Here is an 18397-nt window from a genome sequence, read left to right on the forward strand (position 1 = left end):
ATTCAATGGCTTTATTTAATCTTTATAAATAAAATATCCAATTTTATCATTTTTACCATTTACTGGACGTATATTATCTCCTTGTTTGTAATAATTAAAGCTATCTAGGGAATTTTCTATTTGGTTTTCAAATGCCAAATAATCTGCTGCGGTATTTGGTTTTTGACAGATAAATTCCAAAATATATTTATCATTTGGATTTTTTTTGACATTCTCCAATTCAGAAGTATCTCCATTTAATAAGTGCTCAAATGTTAGCTTCATTAAATTAACTTCATTATAATAAGATAGTAAATTCCACATATGGCAACCATCTAAACGAGGGGTTATTTCAATAATATATGGCATTCCCTCTTCTAATTTCATTTGCGCATAAACAGGTCCATTTTTTATTTCTAATTTGGCACATGCAGCTTCTATTATGCCATTTAATAAACTCGTAGTATTAGAATTAAGGTTTACAGTTGGGACAATGTGTTTATGAATTAATCCCGTATATTCAGGCCAAGTTTCTCTATCGGACGCAACTAAATACTTCACTTTTCCATTTACTAGATAACCATTTACAGAAAGTTCTGGACCAGAAATATATTGCTCTAATATTACTAATCCTGAACGAGAATATTCTGTAGCAGCCTTATAGCTTTCTACATATTCCTCTCGATTTTGAACTAATTTTACCCCTCTTTGCCCTTGTGAATCAGCTGGTTTTAAGATAAAAGGAAATTCCATTTTTAATTCATCATCTTCACTTTTTACAACCTGAAATTTTACATTTCCTTCAAAGTCGTTCCCCAAAGTTTTTCTCATTAAGTCCTTATTATTACATATACGTGCCGTTTTTTCTGATACAAAATGTGGCATTTCTAATTTTTCACTGATTAAAGATGCTATCGGCATAGCTAAGTCTGAACCTGTAGAGTAAACAACAGAAATTTGGTTTTTCTCGATATAATCAATAATTGCCTCTGAATCTAAAATATTTATTTCGGCAAAGTGATCTGCTACATCTGCTCCTGGTCCATCTTTAGCCATTGCACAAGCATAAGTTTCATATCCCACTTTTTTCAGTTCCAAGATTGCATCCATCTGAACTGCTGCAACTCCTAGAATTAGAACTCTTTTTTTCATATATTTATAGTTCTCCTTATCTATTGTTTAAAATCTCTTTAAAAGTATCAGTAATATATTTTATCTCTTCATTTGTTAATCTTGTATGCAAAGGTAACGTGATTTCATTTTTATACATATTAAATGCATTAGGATAATTCTTTATATCAAATCCTAAGTTTTTATACGCTGTAAACATAGGCAATGGTTTATAATGTACATTGCTTGCAATTCCCATCTCGGCTAACTCAATAATAATTTTATTTCTTTCAGACTCTTCAATCCCAGGTATTCTTGCTAAATAAAGATGTCCCGATGAAGAGAAATCCTCCCCATAATGTTTCAGACTTTGAATTCCATATGGCAACAATTCTTTGTCATACATTTCAATAATCTCTCTACGTCTACCCATAAGAGATTCATATCTATCCAACTGGACTAATCCAATTGCTGCCATTATATCTGTCATATTACATTTATAAGCTGGGTAAACAATATCATACTCCCATGCGCCTTTTTGAGTCTTTGCTAGGGCATCCTTAGATTGTCCATGAAGGCTGTATAACATAAATTGTTGATATACCCACTCATCGTCTAAACCTAAATCATTGCGCCATACAACGCCCCCACCTTCTGCCGTTGTTAAATTCTTCACAGCATGGAAAGAATAGCAAGTAAAATCAGCAACTTGTCCACATCTCTTTCCCTTTCGTTCAGCACCAAATGCATGCGCTGCATCGGTCATTACAATTATTCTTTCAAATAACTCTTGAGTTTTATTATTAGGTTTGAATAAATCTTTTTTGCTTTCTACTACGCTATATATTGTATCGTAATCACACATTTTACCCGCAATATCAACTGGAATAATTACCTTAGTCTTTTCAGTAATTGCATCAGCAAGCTTTTCATAATCCATTTCAAAAGAATCAGGAGCTGTATCAACTAAAACAATTTTTGCTCCTACGTGCTCTATAATTGATGCAGAAGCTGTATAAGTATAAGCTGAAGTAATAACCTCATCTCCGGGTCCTACACCTAAAATTCGAAGTGTTAACTCCATAGCAGCCGTAGCTGAGTTTAAGCAAACCGCTTTATTTGTCCCAACATATTCAGCTATTTTCTTTTCAAGTTCCTTTGTTCTAGGACCTGTTGTAATCCAACCCGACTTCATCGCTTTTATTACTTCTTCTATTTCTACTTCTGTAATGTCTGGTGGAGAAAACGGGATATTTCTTATTGTATTATTAATCATTTAAGCTTCCTCACTTTACTCATTAATTTTCGTTTTAAAACTAGCTAGCTAATCTTAAATATCCAGCAAAAGCCTCTTGTTATACTCAATATTTTAAATTTAGCTATTCACTTCAACTTTATTATTCGCAAAATCTAATAAGGTTTTCCTAATACTCTCTTGACTCATCTGCTCAAACTCATCTATAAATTGTTGAATGGATTCAAAATCTTTTAAAACAGCCTTTCCTATATGGATTTTAGGAAATACTTGTTCCTTATGAATTTCATTATCATTTAACAACTCTTCGTACATCTTCTCTCCCGGTCTTAGTCCACTATATTCAATTCCAATTTCCTCAATAGAATAACCCGAAAGCTGAATTAAATTCTTTGCCAAATCTGCAATTTTAACAGGTTCGCCCATATCCAATACAAATAGCTCTCCACCTCTTGCCAAAGATCCTGCTTGGATTACAAGTCGTGATGCCTCTGGAATGGTCATAAAGTAACGGGTAATATCTGGGTGGGTAACTGTAACTGGTCCCCCACTTTGAATTTGTTTTTTAAACAATGGAATTACACTTCCGCGACTACCTAATACATTTCCAAACCTAACAGCAACAAATCTTGTTTGACTGATCATAGCCATGTGTTGAACAACCATTTCTGCAACACGTTTTGTTGCTCCCATTACATTTGTTGGGTTTACCGCTTTATCTGTTGAAACCATGACAAATGTATTTATTCCAAATGTATCTGCGGCTTCTGCAACATTTTTGGTACCAATTATATTATTCTTTACAGCTTCTTCAGGATTTCTTTCCATCAATGGAACGTGTTTATGTGCAGCTGCATGGTATACAACAAAAGGCTTGTGTTTTTTCATTATTTCAAATATTTTATTTCGATCTTGTATGTCAGCAATTTCTGTTACAAATTCTGCTTGCTCTTTATACTTAGTTCTCAATTCCATCTCGATATGATAAATACTATTCTCTCCATGTCCTAAAAGAACCATTTTTGCTGGTTTATATTTTAAAATCTGACGGCAAATCTCTGATCCAATAGAGCCCCCAGCACCCGTTATTAAAACCGTCTTATCTTGAATCTTCTCACCTATTCCCTTATCATCTAATTGAACAGGCTCTCTCCCTAGTAAATCTTCCACTTGCACATCACGAAATTCATTTACAGACACTTTTCCATCTAATAAGTCTTCTAACATTGGCACAATTTGCGTTTTCGCCTTCGTTTTTCTACACTTCTCAAAAATCTCATTTATTTGCCCTCTATTTAATGAAGGGATTGCAATAATGATATGTTCTATATCATTATCTTCTACAATTTCTTGAATATGATTTGTTGTACCAATAACCGGCACATTATAAATCTCCAATTTTTGCTTATTTCTATCATCATCGACAAACGCAATTGGATATAAATCTGCTTCTTTATTATGTTGTAATTGACGCACTACCATCGTTCCTGCTGAACCAGCACCAATAATTAATGTTCGTTTTTTATCAGTAGCTTTTGTAATATATGTATCACGGAACATACGCCATACAAAACGAGAACCGCCGATTAATAATAAATGTAGCATCCATGCGATTGCTAAAATTCGAACATAAATATCGTGATTAATAATTTGTTGAACAATTGCTGTTACTAAAATTGATAGCGTAATCGCCTTAAATATTTGCTTTAACTCTCCAATACTTGCATATTCCCACGCCTTGTTATAAAGCTTATAAATAGCTGCAAAAACATGATGACTACACAATAATGTAATAGAACTAATAACTACTGTCATAGGAATTTTGTTTAATACATTTGGATGTATAAACCAATAACTTAAATACACGGCAGTTAATACAATAAATGAATCTAATAAAATCAATAATGAGAGCCGTCTTCGATAACTCAATATACCTGTTCCCTTCTTTATATAATTCTTATTTTATTCATAATAAAAAAAGGACATTCTCCTATGAATGTACCTCTTCCTTTTTTACAAGCTCCTTCATATACTTCATTAACTCTACATTTAATTCTTCATTTTGTAGCGCCATCTCAATCGTCGTCTTAATAAATCCAAACTTCTCCCCAACATCGTAACGCGTACCTTTAAAATCATAAGCAAATACACGTTGAACTTCATTTAATCGTTGAATTGCATCTGTTAATTGGATTTCTCCACCCGCACCTGTTTGTTGATTTTCAAGGAACATAAAGATTTCTGGTGTTAATACGTAACGTCCCATAATTGCTAAATTTGATGGTGCTGTTCCTTGCTCTGGCTTCTCTACAAATTGACGTACTTGATAACGTCGATCATTTTGTTCAACTGGATCGATAATACCGTAACGATGCGTTTCATTTTCTGGTACTGTTTGTACACCTATAACAGATGATTGTGTTCCTTCATATTGATCCATTAATTGACGCAAACATGGCGTTTCTGCTTGCACAATATCATCACCAAGTAATACCGCAAATGGTTCATTTCCAATAAATTTACGTGCACACCATACTGCGTGTCCTAAACCTTTTGGTTCCTTTTGTCTTATGTAATGAATATTAATTTTTGAAGAAGCTTGTACTTTTTCTAGCATTTCATGCTTCCCTTTTTCTAGTAGGCTTTGCTCCAATTCAAAAGAATGATCAAAGTGATCTTCAATGGCGCGTTTTCCTTTTCCAGTAACAATAATAATATCTTCAATTCCTGATTCTATCGCTTCTTCTACTATGTATTGAATTGTTGGTTTATCAACAATTGGTAACATTTCTTTCGGCATTGCCTTTGTTACCGGTAAAAACCTTGTCCCCAGTCCCGCAGCTGGAATAATTGCTTTTCTTACTTTTTTCAAATCTAGTACCCCCCAAATGCATTATTATATCCATATGTAACAATAACAAAAACCCTACCTATAGGGTCGTCTTTACAACTCCATAAGTAGAGTTTCTAACATAAATAAATTATGGGCATCTAACCCATCCTCACGTCATACTCCCGACGACAAGCGTCTAAGGTAGGTTCGAAATAAAAATTTCTACCCACAGCACGACCGAGTGCCTCCTTTGATAACGGTTAGGAGACATCACCAACACTCTTCAATTAAAAAATACCAAATAATTTTTTACGACGAATTTGTTCTGGATCTTCTTTATAAATTGTTTTCCCGCTAATTACTAAGTACGGATTTTCTTTCAAATCACCCATAACATTCATTCCAAATTCTTTCTCAATTAGTTCATAGCTTTCCGCTAAATGAAATCCTCTCGATGTTGTGTTATGCGCATCTGATGCGATCATATGTGTTAAATTATGTTCCACAAGCTGTAATGAGAATTTTTTAATCTTTTTACCAAATTTCCCAAGCAAACTACCTGCTGTCACTTGTGTTAATGCACCTTTATTTACAATGTTATATAACTTATCTGGCCGCTCGATTAACTCGGCATTACGTTCTGGATGAACGATTATTGGAATCATTCCTTTTACACGTAATTCGTATAATAATTGTTCGGCATAACGCGGTACGTGATTCGATGGAAATTCAATAAATATATATTTATTTGTTTCGTTTAAAGTAACAATTTTACCAGCTTCATAGTCTTCTAATAAATCGCCATATAACCTGACTTCTTGCCCCGGTAAAATAGTAAGTGGAATATTATGTTGTTGTAGTTCATCATTTAGTTGTTTTACGTGATGAATAATTGGGGTACGTTCATTTACATATTTTCCATTTTGATGGTGCGGCGTTGCAACAATTGTATGTATTCCTTCTGAAGCGGCTTTTTGTGCCATTGCTAAACTATCTGTTACTGTCTGTGCACCATCATCGATACCAGGTAAAATGTGACAATGTAAATCTATCATTTGTTTCATCCTCCCTCTCTCCTATAAAGATCTTTTTTCCCTTGAATATGAGATATCGCTCATATTCAAGGGAAAAAAGGAGATATGTTTTTACCATATCTCACTTTAAAACTAGTTTGCACCGTAGTAATAATATAAGCCTTGTTCACGTTCACGGTCGTTTAGAACAACACCTAACAATTTACCATTTGCAGACTCCAATAATCCTTTTGCTTTTACTGCTGTTTCTTTCTCTGTTGATTCACTACGAACAACAAGAATAGAAGCATCACATACATTTGCCATAATTTGCGCATCCGTTACAGCTAAAATTGGCGGCATATCAAAAATAACTAAATCGTACATACTGTATGCTTGTCCCAGAAGTTCTTTCATTGATTTTGATCCTAACAATTCTGCTGGATTTGGTGGGATTGGACCACATGCTAAAAAGCTTAGATTATCTATAGATGTCGTTTGCACACATTTCTCTAAACGTTCACTATGTGTTAATACATTCGTGAGTCCAAAAATATTATCTACTTGGAACATTTGATGCATTGCTGGTTTACGCATATCTGCATCAATTAATAATACTTTCTTTCCTTGTTGAGCAAACACAACTGCCATATTCGCTGTCGTTGTCGTTTTCCCTTCACTCGGATTCGCAGATGTTACCAGTAATGAATGTAAATTCATATCAATAGCTGCAAATTCAATATTCGTTCGAATATTACGATATTGTTCTGAAATTGGTGATTTCGGTTGTTGATGAGCAATTAATTGACGGCGTTGACGATGACTTTTTTTCTTTTTAAATAAATTAAGAGCCAATTGTTTGTCCCCTCACTTTTCTTGATGATGGAGCGTGTGATTTCACGTTCATTGTTTCTTCATCCATACGAGCTACAATTCCTAATACTGGTAAGCCAAGTAAATTTTCCACATCTTCTTCTTTTTTCACTGTGTTATCTAAGTATTCTAATAAGAATGCAAGACCAACTGAAGCCATTAAACCAACAACGAAAGCGATTGCCACATTTAACATTGGACGTGGTTTAATTGGAGATTGATTTTCTGCAACTTCTGCTTTAGATAGCACTGTTACGTTATCAACATTCATAATTTTTGCAACTTCATCTTTAAATACATCTGCAGTTGCATTCGCAATATCACGAGCTAGTTTCGGATCTTTATCCTCAGCTGTAACAGAAATAACTTGAGAATCCTTTTCATTCGCAATATTAATCTTCTTTGTTAAAGCTTGTGCTGTCATATTTAAATTTAATTTTTCATTTACTCGATCTAAGATTACTGGACTTTTAATAATAACCTTATATGTATTCGTTAATTGAATATTTGATTGAATTTCCCCTAACTGAATCGCTGCCCCTTCTTGCTTCTTCTGGTTAACAAGAATTTGCGTCGAAGATTGATAGATTGGTGTCATGAAGAAAAAGCTAATGATAGCACTTACAATAGCTGCACCAAAGGCGATTACGAGGATCATTGCTAAACGTTTTTTTAAGATATGAAATAACTCTTTTAAACTAATTGTTTCTTCCATAAGTTCCTCCAACTTTCTAAAATTTACACATAGGAAAAATTATAACATATAAATCTTACATTTTTCATTTTTAATAATTCAGTTTTATATTTGTTCACAACAAACAAGTTTAATCTTACAAAATTATCTTAAATATGACAACACATTCCAATGATTTTCCAAATTATTTATCATATCATGCTTTTTATACTATGTAACTTGAGAAATAAATTTCAAAATGAGAAAAAAGCCAATAAGTATTTCTTATTGGCTTTTTTCTCATTTTAGTAATAACCATACTGTTCTTTTTCTTCTCTTTTATCATTCAAAACGACTCCGAGTATTTTGCCTGATGCTTTATCTAATATTTGTTTCGCTTTTACGATTTTATCTTTTTCCGTCTTTTCACTTCGTACAACGAGTACGATTCCATCACATTTATTCGCAAGAATTTGTGCATCTGTAACCGCAAGGACAGGTGGTGTGTCAATTAATATAATATCAAACATGTTATATGCTTCTAGCAACGCCTCGTCCATCGCCCGGCTCCCTAATAGTTCTGCTGGGTTTGGCGGGATTGGACCTGCTGCCATTAAGTATACGTTCTCTATATCTGTTTTTTGAATGCATTGCATAAGTTTTGCTTGTCCTGATAATAAGTTCGTTAACCCATTTGAACTATGAATGGCAAATAAGTTTTGTATCGTTGGCTTACGCAAGTCAGCTCCAATTAATAAAACTTTCTTTCCTTGTTGTCCGAAAACAACTGCTAAGTTTGAGATTGTTGTTGTTTTCCCATCACCTGGATCTGCTGAAGTAACAATAATAGAACGAACATGGTTATCTACAGATGTAAACTCAATGTTTGTACGAATGTTACGGTATTGTTCTGTAATACGCGATTTAGGCTCTTTATGTGTAATTAATTGTCGTAATGGTTTTCTTTTCTTTCTCCCGAACATATTCATAATCTCCTTTTGTGAAATGCGACATTTCCCTTTTCTCTCTCTTATGCTCGATTTCATACGTCTAATTAATATTCTTGCTGAGTTCCCCACATTTCATCATAATCAATAACATTCTACTTTGTCTTATTTAAGTACCTTAACAATATGACAATGCCCTTATTTCTTTATTACCTTTATCACTTATCCTGTTTTCTAGATAAACAATAAAGTAAGTATATGGTAATTACCATCTATTTACAAGCAATTTTCTGATTAGTTTGTATATTATCTTTTCATCGTTATATAGCAGTAAACAAAAAATCTCCTTGTCTTTTCACAAGGAGATTTTTTATTTTTCTCTATTCTTTTTTATCACCAATCGCAAATGTAATTTCTGCCTCACATGCAACTTCACCATCTACTGTTGCGATTGCTTTTCCTTTTCCAATTGGGCCGCGTACGCGTGTCATTTCTACTTCTAGACGAAGCTGATCACCTGGGCGTACTTGTTTTTTGAAACGGCAATTGTCGATACCTGCAAAGAAAGCAAGTCTTCCGCGGTTTTCTTCTTTCTTTAATACTGCAACTGCTCCGACTTGTGCTAATGCTTCTACAATAAGTACACCAGGCATAACTGCATAGTCAGGGAAGTGTCCGTTAAAGAATTCTTCGTTTGCGGATACATTTTTAATCCCAACCGCTCTTTTACCTTCATCTACTTCTAATATTTTATCAACAAGTAAAAATGGATAGCGGTGAGGAATGATTTCTTTAATTTGTTCTATATTTAGCATATAACAATCGCCCCTTTTGTAATATTGGTCTTACCACTTGGACATATTGCTATTATCCCATTTTGTTTATTGTTTGTCATTACAAAGTAACATTTTATATTTAGCACAACTTCCTAAAAAAAAATGCACACACTCTATTCCATTAAAATAGTTGCACATTTTTGCAACTGACACGGAGGTGGAAAGGAGTGTATGCCCAAATTAGGGAAAGGCAATATGTATTGAAACATTATTTGCCTTAATGTCGTATTCGACTCATTATATTATAAACGTTTTCAATTAAGGAAATATTAAATTTAACCATATATATGAATATTTTACCTGTTTCCTTCACATTTCTCTATTTTCCTTCCATTTTCGCAAAAAATCAAAATAAAAAAATATAAAAACGAAAAAAAGAACTAAGGCGTCAGCCTTAGTTCTTTCAAATTATCTCAAAGCACGCTTTGGTAATCTGTCGATATTCTCTAACATAATACCTGTACCAACCGCAACGCAGTGCATTGGGTTTTCAGCAATTAATACTGGTACTTTTAGTTCTTCTGCTAGAAGCATGTCGATACCGTGTAGTAAAGCTCCACCGCCTGTTAGAATAACACCGCGGTCGATGATATCTGCAGATAGTTCTGGTGGTGTGCGCTCTAATACGCCTTTTGCAGCTTGTACAATAACAGCTGCATTTTCTTTTAATGCTTCTGTAATTTCTTCAGAGCATACTGTAATTGTACGTGGTAAGCCTGTTACCATGTCACGTCCGCGAATTTCAAGCTCTTCGCTACGTGCACCTGGGAATACTGTACCAACTTTAATTTTAATATCTTCTGAAGTACGTTCTCCGATTAATAGCTTATACTTACGTTTAATATAGTTTAAGATCTCCATATCAAACTTATCGCCAGCCATTTTGATAGAGGAAGAGGTAACAATATCACCCATAGATAGTACAGCGATATCTGTTGTACCTCCACCAATATCAACAACCATGTTACCGCTTGGTTGGAAGATTTCCATACCAGCACCAACTGCGGCTACTTTTGGTTCTTCTTCTAAAAATACTGTTTTACCACCTGAACGTTCAGCAGCTTCACGAATTGCTTTTTGTTCTACTGATGTAATATTTGTTGGACAACAAATTAAAATACGAGGTTTTGAAAAGAAGCTCTTTACGTCCAATTTGTTAATGAAATACTTTAACATTGCTTCTGTAATTTCGAAGTTTGCGATTACACCATCTTTAAGTGGACGAATTGCTACAATATTACCCGGTGTACGTCCCACCATGCTTCTCGCTTCTTCACCTACTGCTAATACTTTACCACTATTACGATCAATTGCCACAACAGATGGCTCATTTAATACAATACCCTTACCTTTAACATGAATTAATACGTTAGCCGTACCTAGGTCAATTCCGATATCTCGCGCAAACATTCCCGTTTTTTCCTCCTCGATATTCAAAATCAGGTTACACCCGAATTCTTTTCACCTAATTTCTGATTTTATCATAAATTTAACAGAAACGTAATATTCGCAAAAAGAATTCTTCTGAAAAATATTATCGAATGTGAACGGAATGCTTGCTACTGTAACATTATTGACGTACAGGCTTCTCTACATCTTCTTTTCTATACTTTTGCTTTGTTGCTTCTCCACCTCTTAAATGACGAATAGACTTATGATAATCAAGAATTTCTTTCACTTCATTTGCGAGCTCTGGATTAATTTCTGGTAGACGCTCTGTTAAATCTTTATGGACTGTACTCTTTGATACCCCAAATTCCTTTGCAATGACACGCACTGTCTTTCTTGTCTCCACGATATACTTACCAATCTTGATAGTTCTCTCTTTGATGTAATCGTGCACACCACTCGCCTCCCTAATTTGGATGTGAGAAGGGTGAAATGAGCCTCGCTGCATACGACTAAGAAGTAAGTGTGAGTGCTGTTTGTAAGCGTTAAACATTCTTGGATTTATAATGAAATGATTCACGATTTCTCACCTCAAACACTCTCTTTGCTTTGGTTTATACCATTGTATTGCCCGCACTACTGATATATGCTACATGTTCACTATTTTTGCGGACTAAGTTAAGAAAAATTACGTTTTTTTGTGAGAAATACGTTAACAGTGACTATTTTGACGAAAAAAAATGACACCTTATATATAAGGCGTCATTCTTCTCTTTCAAACTCTTCTTCTAATAATTGATGGTGGGGAACCTCTTTCTTACCGGCAATATAATAATATAAGGTGAATAAAACAAACAATAAAATAATAGCAGTCGACAGAACAAATAAAAATGACACAGTATCCCCTCCCTTTTGTAATATATATTCGAGAATCTCGTCATTTTTCCTTGTTTTTGCAACTTTTTTCTCGAAATTGAGTATTTTTATATAAAAATAAAAAAATCAGCTCCCCTAGTGGGAACTGATTTTTTCACTTTCTTATTCTTGTGAAGAAGAATCGTTAGATGATTCTGTAGAACCATTTGTTGATTTTTCTTCTTTCTTCGGTTCTTCTTTTTTGTCACTAGTTGAACCGCTTGTTGATTTCTCTTCTTTTTGAGACTTGTCTTCTGTTTTACTTTCCGGTTTCGTGCTCGTTGACTTCTCTTCTTTTTGAGATTTGTCATCAGCTTTTTTACCAGAAGCATTCGTAGCCTTTGCAGCACCTGCATCAGCTTTAATTTCTGTTACTGATTTATTTAAGTAACGTTCAGGGTTCACAGCCACATTGTCTTTACGTACTTCAAAGTGAACGTGAGAGCCTGCCTCTTTATTCATTGCACTTAGACCGGATGTTCCTAATACTTCACCTTGTGCAACTCTTGCACCTTTTTCTACTTTCACACTGCCTAAGCTTTGATAAGATACCGCTACACCATTTCCACTATCAACTGTTACAACATAACCAAGAAGTGAATCTTTTTCAGCTTTCGTTACTGTACCACTTAAAGCAGCAGCAACATTGAATTCTTTTCCATTCTTCGCAGCAATGTCAATTCCTTTGTTTGGGGAATATGTGTTGTTATAAAAGACAAGTGCTTTTTCTTGTTCCGCCTCAGTTGCTGCATCTTCATAGAATTTCTTCTGTACGACTACTTCCGCATTCGCGGCAGCTGGCATTTTCACTACTTCTGAAGATTTCGTTACTGGTACTGCTGGATCTTCCGATTGTGTATACGGTGTTGCTTGATCGTGGTTTGGAGTCTTCTTCGGATTAGCTCCTTGGAACCATAGCGCAACCATTAAGATTACCGCTGCACAAGCAATGTATAGTGCCGGAAACACCCATCTTTTTTGAAATAAATGTACTACCTTTTGCGACTTTTTATTATTTCTTCCTCGCATTCCATCATCACCTCAGCAATCATTTTGAACAATATTCACGTATCCTATACAACGTATAACTAATTACTTTTCGACAAAATCTGTAAAAATATGTATAAGAACTGTAAAATTTCCGAGGAAATGATAGAAAAAAGAAAAAACTGAGCACTTTTAGCTCAGTTTTTAGTCTAATTGTTTCTTTTTATATACGATTAAACATACAACGAGCGATATAATAAGCCAAACTGCAACATTTAATACATGCCCACTAATACTACTAAATCCCGCCCCACCTACTAAGCTTTTAAGTGCTTTCACAATATGAGATGTTGGAAGATATCCAATCATCGTCTTAATTACTTTATTTTCAACCATTGGCTCAAACTGTACAGCCAAATACATCGTCATTAATATCGGCATTCCAATTATTGATGTTTGTGGTACAGAAGATGCAAGTAATCCGATCATTGTTCCAAGTACGATAAACAAAATAGTTCCGCATAAGAATATCAATCCTACCAATGGAAGATTAATATTTAACTGATCTAAAATGAATAAATTTGCAATACAAATGACCATCGTCAGACCCGATGTTAATAAACTCTTTCCAAGTAGAACTTCAACCGAAGATGCCGGTGATAGCATTAATACACGCAATGTATGTTTTTCTTTTTCTTCTGCAATTACCATAGATTGAACAAAGCCTGCGACAAATAGGAAGGCCGTTATAGTAGTAATACCTAACATTTCCTTTCCCACTCCAAATCTGCTAAACAAAAATGAAAGTATAATTGGTAAAAATGCCATTAACAACACTTGTGAATTTGTCTTAAAATCTTGTACTTCTTTTCTAAAAATAGCTGATACACGTCTCATTGAAAATGTCATTATAATCCCCTCCCAGTAACTTCAATAAAGATATCGCCTAGCGTTGGTTCGTGTGAATGAATGGATAGTAATTCTCCTTTGTTCATCCATTCTGAAATACGTTTTGCGCCTAATTCATCTTTTTGCACTACTTCTTTTCGTTTACCTTTTAATACGACCTCTATTTGATCCTTAGCGTATTGTAAGCGCAGGTTCTCTGGCGTATCGAGTGCTACAATTTCTCCGCCACAAAGGAAGGCAATACGGTTACAAAGCGTTTCTGCTTCATCCATGTTGTGAGTCGTTAAGAAAATCGTCGTTCCTTCTTCATTTAAGTCTTTTAAGATTTTATGAATGTTTTGTACGTTTACTGGATCAAGTGCAGATGTTGGTTCATCTAAGAAGAGGATATCTGGTTTATGAAGGATTGCTCTCGCTAGTGTGACGCGTTGCTTCATTCCCTTTGATAGTTTCTTTACTGGTGTTTTTTTATCATCTAATAAATTTACTTGTGTTAGTACTTCATCGATTCGTTCTTTTTTGCAATCATATAAGTCACAAAATAATAGTAAGTTATCATAAATGCTAAGTCTTTCATATAAGCCGCTGTTATCTGTTAAAATACCAATTCGTTTATAATCGATGCTACTTGGTCCTGTAATATCTTTCCCTAATACTCTTACCGTTCCAACACTATGAAGCAATTGAGAAGTTAAAATTTTTACTGTTGTCGTCTTACCAGATCCACTCGGTCCGAGGAATCCGAATATCTCTCCTTGCTTCACCTCAATATTTACATTTCGAAGTGCCGTTTTTCCACTGAAACTTTTCATTACATCTTTCATTTCAATTGCCAATGTCATTTCTTCATCCCCTTTGTTTTTCTTCTTTATAGATGAAAGTCGCTTTAGCGCTTTTCGTTCGTTTGTTTCGCTTTTCTTGACTCAATCATATGAAAAACAAAGGGATTACGCAGTAAAATACCGGTAAAAGGAGTATTTTTACCGGTGAATGAATCGCATGTTGAGCTTATTGGAGCACTTTTTATAGCCCAATCACACCTTTTAATTCATCCATGCGTCCTTTTGAAAGCGGAATTGAACTTTTTCTTTCGTCATCCAAAATTAAACTAAAACTGTTACGAGTCCAAGTAATCACTTCTCGTACTCTTTGTAAATTCACAAGATACGAGCGGTGACATCTAAAGAAACCAAAACCTGTTAATCTTTCTTCTAGTTCACTTAATGTTAATGCACATACGAAATCACCTTCACGAACGTGAATATGCGTTACTCCGTTTTGCGTTTCAATGAAATGGATTTCCATCGGATCAAGTAAAATGATTTTATCGTTCACTTTCGCAGGTATTCTTTCTAACTTCATTTGCGGAATTATTTGAACGACCTTCTCTTCATCGACTTTTTCTGCTTCCTCTTGTTCAATTTCTACTTTTTTCACACCATCATTGTTTAGTATGTATACATCTTCCGTTAACGAAAGGGCATCCGATAGAAAAGATGACGTAATAAAAATCGCCTTTCCTTGCTCTTTCATTTTCATGATTGCTTTTCGAATAATAACCGTACTCTCTATATCTACATTTTGCTCCGGTTCTTCCAAAATGATTAAATCCGGATTATGAATCATCACTCGTCCGATATGAAGACGGCGTTTCTCTGAAAATGATAATTTTTCTATTTTAACGTTTAGTTTATCTAGGAGACCAACAGACTGCACAACTTCTTCTATACTTATCTTTGATTCATAAAGCCCTAATAGAAATTTGAAGTATTCTTTCACCTTCAAACGATCATATGCCTCATCTTTCAAAAAACAAAAACCGATGCGGGAATAATTTTTCTTTCCAATTGCTTCTCCTTCAAACAGTACATTGCCAGTCGACGCCTCTTCTTCACCAATAATGATGCGGTGTAACACTTTAGCTGTATGATTATTGCATTGCAAAACAATACATTGTCCCTTCTCCACCTCTAGCTCAATTGCCGGTAACTGGTTCGCCTTCCCTAATTGTTTCAACTCTAGTAACGCCATTTCATTTCCCCCAAATGCCTTTTTATCCTATTATATCAAACAATTAATGGAAAATTATGATATTTTAAACAGAAAAAAATAGGTGCCAGAGTTCTGACACCTATTTCTTCACCATCAATTTTCCTTCATAATCATTCATCGTCTTTATTGCAACGCCTTTATAGTAATGAGCGACAATATCTGTATATTTCTTTCCTTCCGCTGCCATGCCGTTCGCCCCGTATTGACTCATACCAACACCGTGACCGAAGCCTTTCGTCGTAACGATGATTTTATCCCCTTGTTGTTTCCACGTGAAATCAGAAGAACGTAAATCTAACTTTTCACGAACTTCTTTTCCAGTTAATGTTTTTCCTTGAAAAGCTACATCCTTTACGCGCTTTCCTTCCGTAAGGTCTTTAATATTTCCAACCTTCCCGTCTGCTAGCACTTTCACACCGAGACGTTTTTGAAAATCAGCTACTGTAAATGTTTGCTCGCTCGTAAACTTTGGAGAGGCTTGATCCCACGGACTATCTACACTTTTCAAGTACGGATAATCATTTCCCCAATAGTCAGCTGCATTTTCTGTTCGGCCATTACTCGTTGAAAAGAAGGATGCTGAAATTGGTTTTCCATCATACGTTAAAACTTGTCCTGCTGTTTTCGAAACGGCTTCTTCGATTTTCTTCAAATTATTTTCGTAGTTATTACCCCATTGCTTCTTCAATTCATCTTTGCTTTTGTACACTTGATCTTTCACCGTATCTGTCACATCCGCATTATTTTTCTTTCCTCCGCTTAGCATACGTTGTACTACAAATGTTCTCGCTGCTAATGCCTGCGCCTTTAGTGCCTCTATTTCAAAACTGGCATTCATCTCAGAAGCTACTACACCTGTCACATACTCCTCCACTGGTAATGTTTCTACCTTCTTCTGTTTTTCGCGATATACAGCAACTTGAACAGCTGTATCTACTTTTCCTGGAGCTGGTATGCTTTCTATCGCTGGAGGAGTTTTAGAGGCCGTTTCTTCCCCTACTTTTGCTTTCGCAAATGGAATAACAAGGGCTGCAGGTACAATGATAACGAGCGCTATTAAGAGCGCTACTGTAATAAAAAGTGGCTTTGAAAATTTCATCCTATTTTCCTCCAATATAAAAGCTTTACTCCATTCATTCTTATGGAACAACTCTTTCTTTTAGAACATACTTAAGGGGGAAGAGTATAAAACAGAAATTTTCTAAATATTTTTACTGGTACGTGCATAAGTATAGAATTTATTGACTATAACAGTAATAACCAAAAAAAATAGCCCCTATGTCAAAAGACATAGAGACTATTTTAATTAAGCGTGAAGATCAGAAACTTCTTGTTCTTTCACTTCTTCTACTTTTTCGTTTACACGTTCAATAGTTGCACCTAATGCAGCTAATTTCTTATGGAAGTTTACATAGCCACGGTCAAGATGTTTTAACTCAGTTACACGAGTATAACCTTCTGATACTAAACCAGCTAAGATTAATGCAGCTGCAGCACGTAAGTCAGTTGCTGCTACTTCAGCACCTTGTAAGCTGTTTGGACCGTTCATAATAACAGAACGACCTTCAATTTTAATATCAGCATTCATACGACGGAATTCTTCAACGTGCATAAAGCGGTTTTCGAATACCGTTTCTGTAATCATGCTTGTTCCATCAGCTTGTAGTAATAATGCCATCATTTGTGATTGCATGTCTGTTGGGAAACCTGGGTGAGGCATAGTTTTAATATCAACCGCTTTTAACTTATCTGGGCCGATAACACGTACACCTTCGTTTTCCTCAATAATTTTAACACCCATTTCTTCCATTTTCGCTGTAATTGAGCGTAAATGTTCAGGTACAGCATTTTCAATTAAGATGTCTCCACCAGTAATTGCTGCTGCAACCATGAATGTTCCCGCTTCAATACGGTCAGGAATAATAGAGTGGTTTGCACCATATAATTTATCAACGCCTTCGATACGAATCGTTCCAGTTCCAGCTCCGCGTACTTTCGCTCCCATCGCATTTAAGAAGTTAGCTAAGTCAACGATTTCTGGTTCTTTCGCTGCGTTTTCAAGAATTGTTGTCCCTTTTGCTAATGTAGCTGCAGACATAATGTTTTCTGTCGCGCCTACGCTTGGGAAGTCTAAGTAGATTTTAGCTCCTTTTAGTTCTCCCTCAACATATGCCTCAACAAAACCGTTACCAACCTGTACTTTTGCTCCCATTGCTTCGAAGCCTTTTAAATGTTGGTCAATTGGACGTGAACCAATTGCACATCCACCAGGAAGTGCAATACGAGCACGACCGTTACGTGCTAATAATGGTCCCATTACTTGAACAGATGCACGCATTTTACGTACATATTCAAATGGTGCTTCAATGTTTAGTTCTTTAGAAGAATCGATTGTTACTTGATTATTTTCAAATACGACTTCAGCATTTAAATGACGTAATACCTCATTAATTGTGTATACATCAGACAAAACTGGTACTTCAGATAGTACATTCTTTCCATCACTCGCTAATAGGGCTGCAGCGATTATAGGTAATACAGCATTTTTTGCGCCCTCAACACGCACTGTGCCGTTTAACCGCTTTCCGCCACGGACGATGATCTTTTCCAAATTATTCCCCTCCGT

Annotated in this window: 18 protein-coding genes; all 18 read right to left on the bottom strand. The window is 35.2% G+C overall.

What is annotated here, in order from left to right:
* Window positions 1-15: 15 nt before the first annotated feature.
* The 18 genes from BC_RS26285 to murA all read right to left on the bottom strand — a co-directional run bounded on the left by BC_RS26285 (window position 16) and on the right by murA (window position 18382).
* Complete coding sequence (locus tag BC_RS26285; RefSeq protein ID WP_000747555.1) at window positions 16-1131, bottom strand: ATP-grasp domain-containing protein; 1116 nt, start codon at window positions 1129-1131, stop codon at window positions 16-18.
* Window positions 1132-1147: 16 nt separating this feature from the next.
* Entirely contained in the window at window positions 1148-2365 is a 1218-nt protein-coding gene (locus tag BC_RS26290; protein WP_000609547.1) for a DegT/DnrJ/EryC1/StrS family aminotransferase, read from the bottom strand.
* A 99-nt stretch (window positions 2366-2464) separates the two neighbouring features.
* The gene (locus BC_RS26295; protein ID WP_033685340.1) at window positions 2465-4273 is read right to left on the bottom strand and encodes a polysaccharide biosynthesis protein; all 1809 of its coding nucleotides are present in this window, start codon (window positions 4271-4273) and stop codon (window positions 2465-2467) included.
* A 61-nt stretch (window positions 4274-4334) separates the two neighbouring features.
* Complete coding sequence (gene bpsC / locus BC_RS26300; RefSeq protein ID WP_000757832.1) at window positions 4335-5216, bottom strand: UTP--glucose-1-phosphate uridylyltransferase BpsC; 882 nt, start codon at window positions 5214-5216, stop codon at window positions 4335-4337.
* A 248-nt stretch (window positions 5217-5464) separates the two neighbouring features.
* Complete coding sequence (locus BC_RS26305; RefSeq protein WP_011110492.1) at window positions 5465-6232, bottom strand: tyrosine-protein phosphatase; 768 nt, start codon at window positions 6230-6232, stop codon at window positions 5465-5467.
* Window positions 6233-6343: 111 nt separating this feature from the next.
* A complete protein-coding gene (locus BC_RS26310) occupies window positions 6344-7045 on the bottom strand; it encodes a CpsD/CapB family tyrosine-protein kinase (RefSeq protein WP_001207193.1) in 702 nt (233 codons plus the stop codon).
* Entirely contained in the window at window positions 7035-7778 is a 744-nt protein-coding gene (locus tag BC_RS26315; RefSeq protein WP_000393128.1) for a YveK family protein, read from the bottom strand. The genes BC_RS26310 and BC_RS26315 overlap by 11 nt, the downstream gene beginning before the upstream one ends.
* 263 nt (window positions 7779-8041) lie before the next feature.
* The gene (locus tag BC_RS26320) at window positions 8042-8719 is read right to left on the bottom strand and encodes a CpsD/CapB family tyrosine-protein kinase (RefSeq protein ID WP_000467955.1); all 678 of its coding nucleotides are present in this window, start codon (window positions 8717-8719) and stop codon (window positions 8042-8044) included.
* Window positions 8720-9063: 344 nt separating this feature from the next.
* Window positions 9064-9498 (bottom strand): 3-hydroxyacyl-ACP dehydratase FabZ, encoded by a 435-nt coding sequence (gene fabZ, locus BC_RS26325; RefSeq protein WP_000931959.1) that lies wholly within the window; start codon window positions 9496-9498, stop codon window positions 9064-9066.
* A gap of 429 nt (window positions 9499-9927) precedes the next feature.
* On the bottom strand, window positions 9928-10929 hold the full coding sequence (locus BC_RS26330) for a rod shape-determining protein (RefSeq protein WP_000457980.1): 1002 nt from the start codon (window positions 10927-10929) through the stop codon (window positions 9928-9930).
* A 160-nt stretch (window positions 10930-11089) separates the two neighbouring features.
* Complete coding sequence (gene spoIIID / locus BC_RS26335; RefSeq protein ID WP_000544012.1) at window positions 11090-11362, bottom strand: sporulation transcriptional regulator SpoIIID; 273 nt, start codon at window positions 11360-11362, stop codon at window positions 11090-11092.
* 308 nt (window positions 11363-11670) lie between these two features.
* On the bottom strand, window positions 11671-11805 hold the full coding sequence (locus BC_RS26340) for a hypothetical protein (protein ID WP_000008901.1): 135 nt from the start codon (window positions 11803-11805) through the stop codon (window positions 11671-11673).
* Between the two features lie 141 nt (window positions 11806-11946).
* Window positions 11947-12852 (bottom strand): M23 family metallopeptidase, encoded by a 906-nt coding sequence (locus BC_RS26345; protein ID WP_001214926.1) that lies wholly within the window; start codon window positions 12850-12852, stop codon window positions 11947-11949.
* A gap of 162 nt (window positions 12853-13014) precedes the next feature.
* Complete coding sequence (locus tag BC_RS26350; protein WP_000144450.1) at window positions 13015-13719, bottom strand: ABC transporter permease; 705 nt, start codon at window positions 13717-13719, stop codon at window positions 13015-13017.
* Window positions 13719-14561 carry an ABC transporter ATP-binding protein gene (locus tag BC_RS26355; protein ID WP_000170865.1) on the bottom strand — a complete coding sequence of 281 codons (843 nt, stop codon included), beginning with the start codon at window positions 14559-14561 and terminating at the stop codon, window positions 13719-13721. Before BC_RS26355 ends, BC_RS26350 begins: the two co-directional genes overlap by 1 nt.
* A gap of 181 nt (window positions 14562-14742) precedes the next feature.
* Entirely contained in the window at window positions 14743-15750 is a 1008-nt protein-coding gene (locus BC_RS26360) for a LytTR family transcriptional regulator DNA-binding domain-containing protein (protein WP_001185912.1), read from the bottom strand.
* A 100-nt stretch (window positions 15751-15850) separates the two neighbouring features.
* Complete coding sequence (spoIID, locus tag BC_RS26365; RefSeq protein WP_000672662.1) at window positions 15851-16870, bottom strand: stage II sporulation protein D; 1020 nt, start codon at window positions 16868-16870, stop codon at window positions 15851-15853.
* Window positions 16871-17077: 207 nt separating this feature from the next.
* Window positions 17078-18382, bottom strand: a complete 1305-nt coding sequence (murA, locus tag BC_RS26370; protein WP_000411274.1) for a UDP-N-acetylglucosamine 1-carboxyvinyltransferase — start codon at window positions 18380-18382, stop codon at window positions 17078-17080.
* Between the last annotated feature and the right edge of the window lie 15 nt (window positions 18383-18397).

Source organism: Bacillus cereus ATCC 14579 (assembly GCF_000007825.1).
GTDB classification, from domain to species: domain Bacteria; phylum Bacillota; class Bacilli; order Bacillales; family Bacillaceae_G; genus Bacillus_A; species Bacillus_A cereus.

What these genes read in the sequence shown, in the direction of transcription:
- BC_RS26285 (WP_000747555.1), bottom strand. Translation starts at nt 1,131, where the DNA reads ATGAAAAAAAGAGTTCTAATTCTAGGAGTTGCAGCAGTTCAGATGGAT.
- BC_RS26290 (WP_000609547.1), bottom strand. Translation starts at nt 2,365, where the DNA reads ATGATTAATAATACAATAAGAAATATCCCGTTTTCTCCACCAGACATT.
- BC_RS26305 (WP_011110492.1), bottom strand. Translation starts at nt 6,232, where the DNA reads ATGATAGATTTACATTGTCACATTTTACCTGGTATCGATGATGGTGCA.
- BC_RS26315 (WP_000393128.1), bottom strand. Translation starts at nt 7,778, where the DNA reads ATGGAAGAAACAATTAGTTTAAAAGAGTTATTTCATATCTTAAAAAAA.
- BC_RS26320 (WP_000467955.1), bottom strand. Translation starts at nt 8,719, where the DNA reads ATGTTCGGGAGAAAGAAAAGAAAACCATTACGACAATTAATTACACAT.
- fabZ (WP_000931959.1), bottom strand. Translation starts at nt 9,498, where the DNA reads ATGCTAAATATAGAACAAATTAAAGAAATCATTCCTCACCGCTATCCA.
- BC_RS26330 (WP_000457980.1), bottom strand. Translation starts at nt 10,929, where the DNA reads ATGTTTGCGCGAGATATCGGAATTGACCTAGGTACGGCTAACGTATTA.
- BC_RS26345 (WP_001214926.1), bottom strand. Translation starts at nt 12,852, where the DNA reads ATGCGAGGAAGAAATAATAAAAAGTCGCAAAAGGTAGTACATTTATTT.
- BC_RS26350 (WP_000144450.1), bottom strand. Translation starts at nt 13,719, where the DNA reads ATGACATTTTCAATGAGACGTGTATCAGCTATTTTTAGAAAAGAAGTA.
- BC_RS26355 (WP_000170865.1), bottom strand. Translation starts at nt 14,561, where the DNA reads ATGACATTGGCAATTGAAATGAAAGATGTAATGAAAAGTTTCAGTGGA.
- BC_RS26360 (WP_001185912.1), bottom strand. Translation starts at nt 15,750, where the DNA reads ATGGCGTTACTAGAGTTGAAACAATTAGGGAAGGCGAACCAGTTACCG.
- spoIID (WP_000672662.1), bottom strand. Translation starts at nt 16,870, where the DNA reads ATGAAATTTTCAAAGCCACTTTTTATTACAGTAGCGCTCTTAATAGCG.